This window comes from uncultured Victivallis sp. (assembly GCA_944389935.1).
In the GTDB taxonomy this organism is placed as follows: domain Bacteria; phylum Verrucomicrobiota; class Lentisphaeria; order Victivallales; family Victivallaceae; genus Victivallis.
Genome location: CALXOE010000050.1, coordinates 18388 through 28071 on the forward strand (window position 1 = coordinate 18388; position 9684 = coordinate 28071).

General features: G+C 54.2%; 11 protein-coding genes. 3 read left to right on the top strand and 8 right to left on the bottom strand.

Annotation, left to right across the window (positions count from 1 at the left end; translation table 11 throughout):
- Positions 1–4: 4 nt before the first annotated feature.
- From Q0J85_RS13080 to Q0J85_RS13100, 5 genes are all read right to left on the bottom strand, one after another.
- Positions 5–1717, bottom strand: a complete 1713-nt coding sequence (locus Q0J85_RS13080; protein WP_294482438.1) for a pilus assembly protein TadG-related protein — start codon at positions 1715–1717, stop codon at positions 5–7.
- Positions 1714–2391: a TadE/TadG family type IV pilus assembly protein gene (locus tag Q0J85_RS13085; protein WP_294482439.1), complete on the bottom strand. Its 678-nt coding sequence runs from the start codon at positions 2389–2391 to the stop codon at positions 1714–1716. The genes Q0J85_RS13080 and Q0J85_RS13085 overlap by 4 nt, the downstream gene beginning before the upstream one ends.
- Entirely contained in the window at positions 2388–2936 is a 549-nt protein-coding gene (locus tag Q0J85_RS13090) for a prepilin peptidase (RefSeq protein WP_294482440.1), read from the bottom strand. The genes Q0J85_RS13085 and Q0J85_RS13090 overlap by 4 nt, the downstream gene beginning before the upstream one ends.
- Before the next feature lie 76 nt (positions 2937–3012).
- Complete coding sequence (locus tag Q0J85_RS13095; protein WP_294482441.1) at positions 3013–3264, bottom strand: hypothetical protein; 252 nt, start codon at positions 3262–3264, stop codon at positions 3013–3015.
- A 26-nt stretch (positions 3265–3290) separates the two neighbouring features.
- Positions 3291–3542 (bottom strand): hypothetical protein, encoded by a 252-nt coding sequence (locus Q0J85_RS13100; protein ID WP_294482442.1) that lies wholly within the window; start codon positions 3540–3542, stop codon positions 3291–3293.
- A gap of 170 nt (positions 3543–3712) precedes the next feature.
- On the opposite strand from Q0J85_RS13100, the gene Q0J85_RS13105 reads away from it, so the two are divergent.
- The 3 genes from Q0J85_RS13105 (at position 3713) to Q0J85_RS13115 (ending at position 7102) form a co-directional block, all read left to right on the top strand.
- The gene (locus tag Q0J85_RS13105) at positions 3713–4075 is read left to right on the top strand and encodes a hypothetical protein (RefSeq protein ID WP_294482443.1); all 363 of its coding nucleotides are present in this window, start codon (positions 3713–3715) and stop codon (positions 4073–4075) included.
- A gap of 331 nt (positions 4076–4406) precedes the next feature.
- Positions 4407–5768, top strand: a complete 1362-nt coding sequence (locus Q0J85_RS13110) for a hypothetical protein (protein WP_294482444.1) — start codon at positions 4407–4409, stop codon at positions 5766–5768.
- Between the two features lie 773 nt (positions 5769–6541).
- Positions 6542–7102: a hypothetical protein gene (locus Q0J85_RS13115; protein ID WP_294482445.1), complete on the top strand. Its 561-nt coding sequence runs from the start codon at positions 6542–6544 to the stop codon at positions 7100–7102.
- A gap of 73 nt (positions 7103–7175) precedes the next feature.
- Here the strand turns inward: Q0J85_RS13115 and Q0J85_RS13120 are convergent, their stop codons facing one another.
- From Q0J85_RS13120 to uraH, 3 genes are all read right to left on the bottom strand, one after another.
- A complete protein-coding gene (locus Q0J85_RS13120) occupies positions 7176–7415 on the bottom strand; it encodes a hypothetical protein (RefSeq protein ID WP_294482446.1) in 240 nt (79 codons plus the stop codon).
- Between the two features lie 257 nt (positions 7416–7672).
- A complete protein-coding gene (locus Q0J85_RS13125) occupies positions 7673–8602 on the bottom strand; it encodes a DMT family transporter (protein ID WP_294482447.1) in 930 nt (309 codons plus the stop codon).
- A 60-nt stretch (positions 8603–8662) separates the two neighbouring features.
- Positions 8663–9082: a hydroxyisourate hydrolase gene (uraH, locus tag Q0J85_RS13130; RefSeq protein WP_294482448.1), complete on the bottom strand. Its 420-nt coding sequence runs from the start codon at positions 9080–9082 to the stop codon at positions 8663–8665.
- Positions 9083–9684 lie beyond the last annotated feature (602 nt).

The following is a 9684-nucleotide window of genomic DNA, read 5'->3' on the forward strand; positions in this document are numbered from 1 at the left end:
GATTTCAATGGCCCAGATAATCCCGCAGTTTATCCCATTTGAGTTTGCCGTCCTTATCCTCTTTCCCGTCCGTGACGAGTCCGGCGGGCGGAGAGAGTTTTTCCCAGTCTGGCAGATTTTTCTCATTGATCTTTTTCCCGGTGCCGTCGACCCAGTTCTTCTTGTCGAGCATGATCTCCTTGAGGATGTTGCCGCTGCCGACGGTGAACGTCTGCACTTCGCCGACTCCGGCGCAGAGATCCCACGCATTGCGGACGGGGAGCATGACGGCATCCCAGTCGGTCTCCACGAGGTTCCACGCTTTCTCGCCGTCGGCGATGGTGTATCCGAGCAGGTAATCGGCGCTCTTGCGCTTTTTTTCCTTGTCTTTCTCATAGGATTTGTAACCCGCGCGGGCGGAGGCGATCGCGCACATGTATTCCGGGCGGCTCCCACCAGCCACCGAGGGATTGAACGCCGAGAGAATCGAGGGCGCCGTGAGCGAGCGCCCGCCGCTGAAAACGGAGAACGGATTGCTCGTCTTCCGCGCGATCGCCACCGTGATCGAACCGCCTTTCCCGAAGTAGAGCGGCGTAAGCGTCAGCGGAATCGCGGGCGGCACCGCCAGCCCGATCGGCAGATTCCTCTTGATGAGCGGGAAAAAACTGTCGTACCCGTGATATTCCGGATGTCCTCTCCCTTTTCCTCCCCCCGGAAAGAACGGAGGCATATGAAGCTGGATTTCTCCGAGATTCACATGAACCCAGCGGGTCCAGAACCAGTCCCACTTCGCGTACAGATGGTCCTCGGTCTGCTTGTAGACGCGCCAGAAGCCGACGGGACTTTGCCGGACGATCCAGTCGTCGGTTCCGGGGCCGAACACCTTTTTCGGCGAGAAATCTTTCAGGGTCGGATCCGCGAAAGAGATGAAAGTCTTCTCATACTCCTCCGTGCCGGGCATCGTGAAGAAGCAGGTGTTCGCGTCCCCCACGGAGACGTTGATCATATAGTCGTCCTTGCACTCCATCATATTGGCGGCGGCGATCTGCTGAGCGGTTTTCTTCACCTTGTCCGGATACTCCTGGCGCAGTTTGTTGAGTTTCGCCATCATCCGGGTGATGTTCACGCTGTATTCCGCCACCTTGGGGATGTTGGCGACGGAGCCTTTCCCTTTGGTTTCCGCGATCGTCGTATAAACCAGCTGCGCCAGGAGAAAGCGGTCGAGCGTCCCCTGACCGTTGAACTTCTTCGCAAGTTCCGGCACTCCGAGGCCGGTCCCCGCCAGAGTGAGTGTGAGGTCGAAAACCACAAGATCAGTGCCGCAGTTGTAGTGCACCCCCGGCACATGCATGTGGCACGGGGTGTTCTTCTGGCGAACCATGTTGAAATCTTTCTGGAACTGGAGAAACACATATTTGCAGAACGTGTCCATCGCCAGATCGAGCGAGCGTTTCTGGAGGTCGACGTAGGTCCACGCCATCGCCTTGTTCACGGTTGCGATCCGGCTGAGGTAATCCGCCTGAACCGCCGCGGCGGAGTAGGCGGCGGCGTCGGCGGCATTCTGAAGTTCAATCTTGTTGCGCACAACTTCCCCGATCCCGTAAATGCCGATGACGAGAAGATAGATCGGCATGACAAATGCGAGCGTAACGGCCAGCGCCGCGCCCTTGTTGTCTGCCGCCAGCTCCCGGCACCGGCCGGAAAATACAGACCAAATGGTTGGATTGAGTTCGTTCATCGGGTCAACGGATAAAATTTGGTTGCATACGGAATCGGAATCACGCAAGTTGAAGTCAACGTGATATATGGATATTTCAAATCACCTTTTCGATCTCCCCCCTTGACCTCCATCTCGTTGGCATATTGCGAGAGCAGGGCGGGGTTGAGTGCATAGGCCTGATTGTCGAGTTTCTCCTGCCATTTGCTCTCCTCGCCGGTCTTCTTCTCTTTCGCAAAGAAACTGATGATCCGCCCCGCGACCGGCACCTGGAGGAACATCTTGAACTTTACGGTGCATTTGACCCCGCGCGGATCGATGTCCAAGAGCGGAATATCGACATCCACCTGTTGATCCAGATATTTGGTATTCGGGAGCCGTCCCCAGCCGTCGAGTCTGATGTATTTGTCATCCGCGCGATCCGCGGCCTCCCGCGAATCAGCGGGTGAGGCGGAGACGACCGCGAGAATCCGTTTCACCACGTTTTCCGCCCGGCTCTTCCGCTGAATATTGTTGACCGTCATGGCGGAGCGTGCTCCCATATAGGCGGAGTAATGCACCACCTGCCAGGTGATCATGATGTAGGCGAACTGCACGGCAAAGAGAAACAAAACGAACAAAATGGGAAAACAAAAGACGAATTCCAATAGTGCCGCCCCGTCTTTTCTCTTCAGAAATGAGAAATTCCCGCTCATATCGCAACCTCCATGGAGTAGAGCAGCTGCAGCAGCAGATTCAAAAAGAGTCCGGCGGCGATCGCCGCTCCGAACGGGACCCGGCAGCTCTCGTTTTCGGGAGACGGCAGGTTGCGTCTCCCCTCGGCGCGGTCATAGCGGAAATCGAACAGACAGCGGCAGAAATGTTTGATTCGTGCCGGATTGACCTGACGCAGAAACAGCATGACGCAGGCGAGAACAAGCCCCGCCAGAGAGACCAGCAAAATCAGATTCAACGTATTGCCCGGTCCAGCGATGAGTCCCGCCGCGAACAGCATCTTCACGTCTCCAGCGCCGGCGGCGCGCAGGAAAAACGGCAGCAGCAGAAAGAGCGACGCAAGAAAAGCCGTAACCAGCGACCCGATCGCATAGTCCACGCCTGCACCGAATGCAATCGCCAGCATCACGAGGACTCCGCCGATGACCCAGGCGTTCGGCAGTTCGTGCTTCCGGAAGTCGCGAATGGACAGGCAGATCAGCCAGGGGGTCGCCAGAATGATTTTTCCCAGAGTCAGATAATCCATCCGTAATCCGTTTCATAAAAAAGACGGATACCCGCCAAACGAGCATCCGTCAAGGTTTCTCAGCCGAAAACACGGGTTACTTATCGTAGTTGTGCATGGCCTTTTCGTGTTCGTTGGCCGACTTGATATCCTGAGCGGAGTTCTTCTCCAGTTCGCTCTGATAACTTTCCGCACCTTTGGCGTCGCTCATGGACTTGGTTGCAACATTCATTTCATGGGAGACGTTTTTGCCGAACATGATAACCGCAACCACAACCGCTGCGGCGATCAGAACTGCAATGATGACATACTCCATCATGACGGCATGTTTTTTCTGAACGACTCTCATCTTGGTTCCCTCATGAAAAACTGCGATTACTTATCGTAGTTGTGCATGGCTTTTTCGTGCTCGTTGGCTTTCTTGATATCGCTTGCAGTTCCGGTCTCGACCGCCTTCTGGGAAGTCTCCGCGCCCTTGGCATCGCTCATGGCCTGAGTCGCGACGTTCATTTCCTTCGAAACGTTCTTGCCGAACATGATAACCGCGACCACAACTGCTGCGGCGATCAGCACTGCAATGATGACATACTCCATCATAACCGCGCGCTTGACAGAAATTTTTCTCATAAATCTGAATCCTTATTTTAAAGAGACTCCACTTATAAAGTAATATACATCCCGCGAGGGAAAAGTCAAATTTTTTTTGTCTCCTTCACCTCTGTTCCGGGGGGAAAAGTTGTGGAGTCGGATTCTCCGAAGCGGAAAAGCATGGATGCTGGAACGCACGGGGCGATTTTATGACGAAAAGACGGCGCCGCGAATCTGTTTCGGCACTGGTGATCCATGCCGTGCTGCCGGTTCGTCCGGCAGAAGAGGCGTTTTCGACTGGCCTCGCGGGCGAAAAAAGGCGCGACCCCGGAAATCGGAGCCGCGCCTTGCCTCACTGCTGCAGACGCCTCGTCACCGTCTCGGCGGGCCGCCGCGACGGTCCGGCGGATTCCGCGGTCCCATGTGCGGTGGCGGCGGAGGATTTCTCCTCGGCGGCGGCGGTGGCGTCCATCTCCTCGGCGGAGGCGGCGGAGGTGCCCATCTCGGCGGAGGCGGCGCTACCGGCCGCGGACTCAGGATCTGCGCGATTCCATGCACAATCGCCCGCGTGATTTGAACGCCGTCACTCGGCCCGTGGTCTCTCGCCTGAACGCATGTCGCTCCAAAGACCAGAACGGCGACCAGCAGAAATGCCTTTGCAATCTTGTTCATATTCTTTTCTCCTGTATTTTCAGGTTGAGGGGTTTGTTCGATCATTTCTGACCATATAACGTAAATTCGGAAATCCTTATTGTATTGAAAATGGAAATATTTTGTTTTTTTATGGGAGGAGGGTTGAGATCAGGCGGGCGCATTCTTTTCCGGCGGTGGACTTGATTCGCGGATGGAGTGATGCTATCGTAGAGAGGAAGCACATGCGGTAAAAAGGGGCGGAGGAACTCCATGTCGAAGATCGTTCTGGTCGGTGCGGGCGGTGTGATTTTTGCGCAGAATTTCATCCGGGATATTCTGTGCGACCCGGTTTTGCGCACGCACGAGGTGGTTTTGATGGATATCGATGCGGGGCGGCTTGCGAACGCCGCCGCCATGGCTGAGCTGCTCGCGAAGAAGTTCGGCGTCGAATTTCATCCGCGGGCGACGACCGATCTCGGCGAGGCGCTTCCGGGAGCCGATTACGTCATCACGATTTTCCGTTGCGGAACGCTCCGGCATCAGGAGCTGGAATATGAGATCCCGATGAAATACGGGGTCGACCAGGTGGTCTCCGACACGCTCGGCCCCGGCGGTATCTTTCGAGGGCTGCGCACGCTGCGGGATCTCTTTGAGGTGCTCGATCGCATGGAGGAGCTCTGTCCCGGAGCGTATCTGCTGAATTACGTCAACCCGATGTCGATGAATACGATCGCATTGTCGAAACGCGCGAAAACCGTGAAAGTGATCGGACTCTGCCACAGTGTGCAGCACACCGCGTCGCAGATCGCTGGATGGATCGGCGTTCCGGTCGAAAAGCTCCATTTCCGCGCTGCGGGCGTGAATCATCTGGCTTTCATGCTGAAGCTCGAAGTCGATGGGGAGGATGTCTATCCGCAACTCTTCGCATGTCTCGACAAACCGGAGATCTGCAAACGCGAGAAAGTGCGGTTCGAGATCATGCGCAATTTCGGTTACTTCCCGACCGAGAGCAGTGGTCACAACAGCGAATATCTGCCTTACTTCCGCAAGCGTCAGGATCTGATCGATCGTTTCTGCTGCAACGACTTCCCGGAGGTGGACGAGAACGGCATCGACTGGTCGGCGATGGGGTGCGGCGTCTCCGGAGCTTCGGTCGCGATCTGCCGGGGACTTCAGATCCGCAACGAGAAGCAGCTCCGGGAGTATCTTTCCGGCAGCCGCGAGCCCGACCTTTCCGCGAGCGTGGAGTACGGCGTCCGGGTCATTGCGGCGATTGAGAAGAACGAACCGCTCAGTGCGAATCTGAACGTGATGAATCACGGTCTCATTCCGACGCTGCCGCCGGAGTCATGTGTGGAAGTCCCGTGCCTGGTGGATGGCGGCGGTGTTGTGCCGGGGCGGGTCGAGGAGTTCCCTGAGCAGCTCGCCGCGCTCGACCGCGGCATGATCAATGCGCAGATTCTCGGGGCGCAGGGAGCCCTCTCCGGTGACCGGCGTGCGATTTTCCACGCGATCGCCGTCGACCCGAACACGCAGAGCAAACTCGGACTCGACGAGATCCGGGCGATGACCGACGAACTCTTCGATGCGCTGTCCGACGTGATCGATCCGCGTTTTTCCGCACAGGCATAACCGACACCCCCCGCCTGTGTTGAACGGTAGACCTGCGGGACCCGGTAAATCCGGGCCCCCCTCCGCATCTTCCCTTTTCACAATCATTGAGTGAGGAACTCTGCTGTTTTTTCTCCCGGTAATGCGCGAATTTTGTGGAGGAGGCGCAGAAAGCCCTCCATTTACGGAAGGCATCGTGAAGCTCAATGTAGTCGAACTGCTTCCGGAACTGATTGGCCCCGCATTTGTATATAATGGGGAAAATAAAATGATTCCTTTTTATTTTTTTGTGTGGGTGATGGTTACGTTGTTTCTTTATTGATTGATTTAGTTAATCTTAAAAATAATGATAATTTCAAAAAAATATAACATTAACTTGATATTTCATTTTATTATGGTAAAATATCTATTGTTCGATTTGTTGAAAGGGGGAATTTATGAAAAGTATTGTTGCCTTACTGGTGTTGATCGCAGTTTTGCTTGGAGGATATTTCTGGTATCATTCGAGCGTAAAAGCGAAACAGGCCGCCGAAGCGCGGCAGCGGATCGAGACGGCGCAAGACGAAATCGGACAATGGCGTGACGAGATTGATCGCCGAAAAGAGAAGCTGGCAAAACTTCCGGAGACGCTGGCCGCGGCCGAGGAGGAACATGACAGACTTGAGCGGCAGATTGCAGATCGTCGGTCACTGCAGAACGAAAAGGAGGAAGCGTTCCGGAAGCTGCAGGCTGAATCAACCCGCTCGGCTGTGAATTTCCGTCAGGAACAGTCTACCCGCACTTCCGGTGACGGCATGGATGCGAGTGCTCTTCGGTCGGCGGAGAAGAGGCTGGCGTTGCTGGAATGTCATTTTAACTGCATGCAGCGTTCAACGCGCCCGAAAGACCACTCCGACCGCCGGAGAACCCGCAACGGGAAATGGTATTATGATTCATCTTTGCGGCAGGTCATGTGGCGTTGCTCCAGACATGGTTTTACATTTGAAAAGAGTATCGAATATCTCGATTACAAACGCGAGAAGTCCGCATTGGAAAAAGAAATTTCTCGATGGAAAGAGGCCGGAGAGCAGCACGAGGCCGAGGCGAAAGAACGGCAGGAACAATTGGCGCAGCAAAAGATTCAGTGGGAAAAACGTAAGGCGGAGATCGTTGAACAGCGGAAATCCATTCAAGCGGAAATTCAGAATCTGAAGAATGAACTGGCCGGACTTCAACGCGATTTGCGGGAAAGCGAGCGTAAAATCAGTCAGGTGAAATCAGACGAAGCGAATTTGCAACGCGAGATTGAAAATCTCGAATCGCAGATTGAGGAAAAACAACAGGCCATCGAAAACGATCGAAAGATCGCGGGTTGACTTCCATATAGAAAAACAAGCGCTCCCCTTTTTCGGGGGGGGGGGCGCCTGTTCGGTTTTTCCCGTGACATCGTCATCGTCTCGGCGGCATCTGGCGGGGCGGAGGCGGCTGATGATTCTGCCGTCTCGGCGGCGGCGGAGTCCGTCTCGGCGGCGGCGGAGTCGGCCGCGGATTCAGAATCTGTGTGATCCCATCCACGATCGCCCGGGTGATCTTGACCCCATCGCTCGGTCCGTGATCTTTCGCCTGCACACAGGTAGCTCCGAACACCAGAACGGCGACCAGCAGAAATGTCTTGGCAATCTTATTCATATTCCTTCTCCTTGTTTCCTGAATTTTCTGAATTTTCTGAATTTCAGAACCGATTCGATCGATTCTGACCATATAACGTAATTTCGGAATGCTTTATTATATGGAATATGGAAATGTTTTGTTTTTTCGGGTGTTTTGCCGGTGTCACGGTGAAGCGGCCCGCGATCCGCGCGGGGCAGGGGAGCAATGCCGCGACCGGTTGTTGAACGGATTTCCCGGATTTTCCGGGGGAGGATTCAGGATGGAATTTGCGCGGATTACCTCGGGCGACGGAGGAGGGGGAAAGTTCCGAATATGCCGCGGAGATTTCCGGAGAGCTGTTTGCCGGATACGACGACGGTGACCGCCGCGAGAATGACCAGGATCCCGAGAGCCAGGCGCAGCGTCAACTGTTCTCCGAACACCAGAATGCCGACGGCGACCGCCGTGACCGGCTCCAGCGCTCCCAGAATCGCCGTTTTCGTAGCTCCGATGATTCGGATGGAGACGGTCATGAGCAGCAGCGAGAGGATCGTGGGGAAAAACGCCAATGCAATCGCGCAACCCCAGCCGGAAAGCGTTTCCGGCCATTGCAGGGTTGCGCCGAAATCCAGTCGGATCAGGAACAGCGGAATTCCAAATACCATCGCATAGAAAGTCAAAAGTTCCGGTGAGAGCTCTTTCAAATTCGTCTCCCTGAGAGCCACCATGTAAATGGCATAACTCAACGCCGAGAGCAGAACCAGAATCAGTCCGCTGATGCTCAGGCTGCTGCCCGGCCCGCCGCGGTAAAGAATGGCGACACCGGCCAGCGCACCGACAATTCCGGCGATCGTCGATACGGAGAGTTTTTCCCGGAAAAAAACCGCCATGATGACTGCAACCATCACGGGATATACAAACAGAATTGTCGATGCGATTCCCGCGTCCATTTTCCGATAACTCAGAAAGAGAAAGAGCGACGAGAGCGCCATCAACCATCCTCCGACTACAGCCGGGATCCACAATTTGAGTGTGAGCCGGAAAGATTTTCTCCGGCATACCAGGAAGAGCCCCAGCAGAATCATCGCGATCGTATACCGGTGGAACAGCACCGAATCCGGTGTCATTCCGGCGCGATACAGAGGGAGCGCGAACAGCGGGTTGAGGCCGTATGCCATCGCCGCAAGAATTCCGCAGCACAACCCTTTGAGTGAATCGTTTCTCATCTGCTGAATCATCAAATCTGGGAGACCGGCGGGCAACCCGGATTGACTCCGTTGCGATTTCTAATTGCCGCGATAAGTCCCATATCCGTTTGCCGACATGGTGATCGGGATATGGTAATGGCTGGAACCTCTGATCTCGAAGATCACTTCCACAAACGGATAGATCGATTCCTGTCCCTGTTTGCGAAAGTAGTCGCGGGTTTCAAACCTCAGTTTGTAAATTCCGTCATTGGCTTTGGATTCCGGCAGAAAGTTGCCGATTCTGCCGTTTCGGTCGGTGATTCCGGCATCGACTTTGTTCCAGGAGATTCCGTCATCCGCCAGACGGAACAGTACGATGGAGACACCGGCGGCGGGCTGACCGCGATTGACATCCAGAATATGGGTGCTGAGCTGAAAATTCTCTGTCGGTGTGGCGGCATAGCTCCGGACTCCGAGACATGCGCAAACGAGACAAAGAGTGTAGACGAGGTGTTTCATAATCTCTCCTTCCTTTTCGGTTCTGTTTCCGGAGAATGGTTGTGCGACCCGTGGGTTTTAAAATGCGAAACTCAGGAGTGCCGCGTCTCCTGAAAATAAAAAAATGGCAGCCCCGCAAGGATTCGAATATGCGGCTGACTACTTCCTCCTCAAAAAACGCTTTCCTCCGGCTGTTTTTCCTGTTTTCAGGTCCCAAAATCCCGCAATTGTGACCCATTTGTGCCCCAATTGTGACCCCGGCAAGAGGCCATCAATACTTATAATTTACCCGTTATGGCTGGATTTTGACAGGGGATTTCCAAACTTTTTTTCAACTTTTTCAAGTTAATAACACATCTCCATTCTTTCGATTAAGGAGTAAACTTTCTTGTACTTGCTGAAATGGAAAGAAAAGAATTGGCTCATTATCAGACAGAGTGAGATAGCTTGTAATACCATGGAGAAATCTCAGAAAAGTTGCCCTTGCTGTAAAAAGTCTTGGTTCGTTCAATTTTATCCGATTCTGTTCGTGTTGAAGTGGGTTGTTCTGCTGTCAAAACAGGTATTCATGAGGCCGGGATTACACTGTTTCAGATTTCGGCCTTTTCCACTCAGAGGGGCGT

Excerpts from the sequence above, each read along its gene's own strand:
- Q0J85_RS13080 (WP_294482438.1), bottom strand. The coding sequence starts at position 1,717 with ATGAACGAACTCAATCCAACCATTTGGTCTGTATTTTCCGGCCGGTGC.
- Q0J85_RS13085 (WP_294482439.1), bottom strand. The coding sequence starts at position 2,391 with ATGAGCGGGAATTTCTCATTTCTGAAGAGAAAAGACGGGGCGGCACTA.
- Q0J85_RS13090 (WP_294482440.1), bottom strand. The coding sequence starts at position 2,936 with ATGGATTATCTGACTCTGGGAAAAATCATTCTGGCGACCCCCTGGCTG.
- Q0J85_RS13095 (WP_294482441.1), bottom strand. The coding sequence starts at position 3,264 with ATGAGAGTCGTTCAGAAAAAACATGCCGTCATGATGGAGTATGTCATC.
- Q0J85_RS13100 (WP_294482442.1), bottom strand. The coding sequence starts at position 3,542 with ATGAGAAAAATTTCTGTCAAGCGCGCGGTTATGATGGAGTATGTCATC.
- Q0J85_RS13105 (WP_294482443.1), top strand. The coding sequence starts at position 3,713 with ATGACGAAAAGACGGCGCCGCGAATCTGTTTCGGCACTGGTGATCCAT.
- Q0J85_RS13110 (WP_294482444.1), top strand. The coding sequence starts at position 4,407 with ATGTCGAAGATCGTTCTGGTCGGTGCGGGCGGTGTGATTTTTGCGCAG.
- Q0J85_RS13115 (WP_294482445.1), top strand. The coding sequence starts at position 6,542 with ATGGATGCGAGTGCTCTTCGGTCGGCGGAGAAGAGGCTGGCGTTGCTG.
- Q0J85_RS13120 (WP_294482446.1), bottom strand. The coding sequence starts at position 7,415 with ATGAATAAGATTGCCAAGACATTTCTGCTGGTCGCCGTTCTGGTGTTC.
- Q0J85_RS13125 (WP_294482447.1), bottom strand. The coding sequence starts at position 8,602 with ATGAGAAACGATTCACTCAAAGGGTTGTGCTGCGGAATTCTTGCGGCG.
- uraH (WP_294482448.1), bottom strand. The coding sequence starts at position 9,082 with ATGAAACACCTCGTCTACACTCTTTGTCTCGTTTGCGCATGTCTCGGA.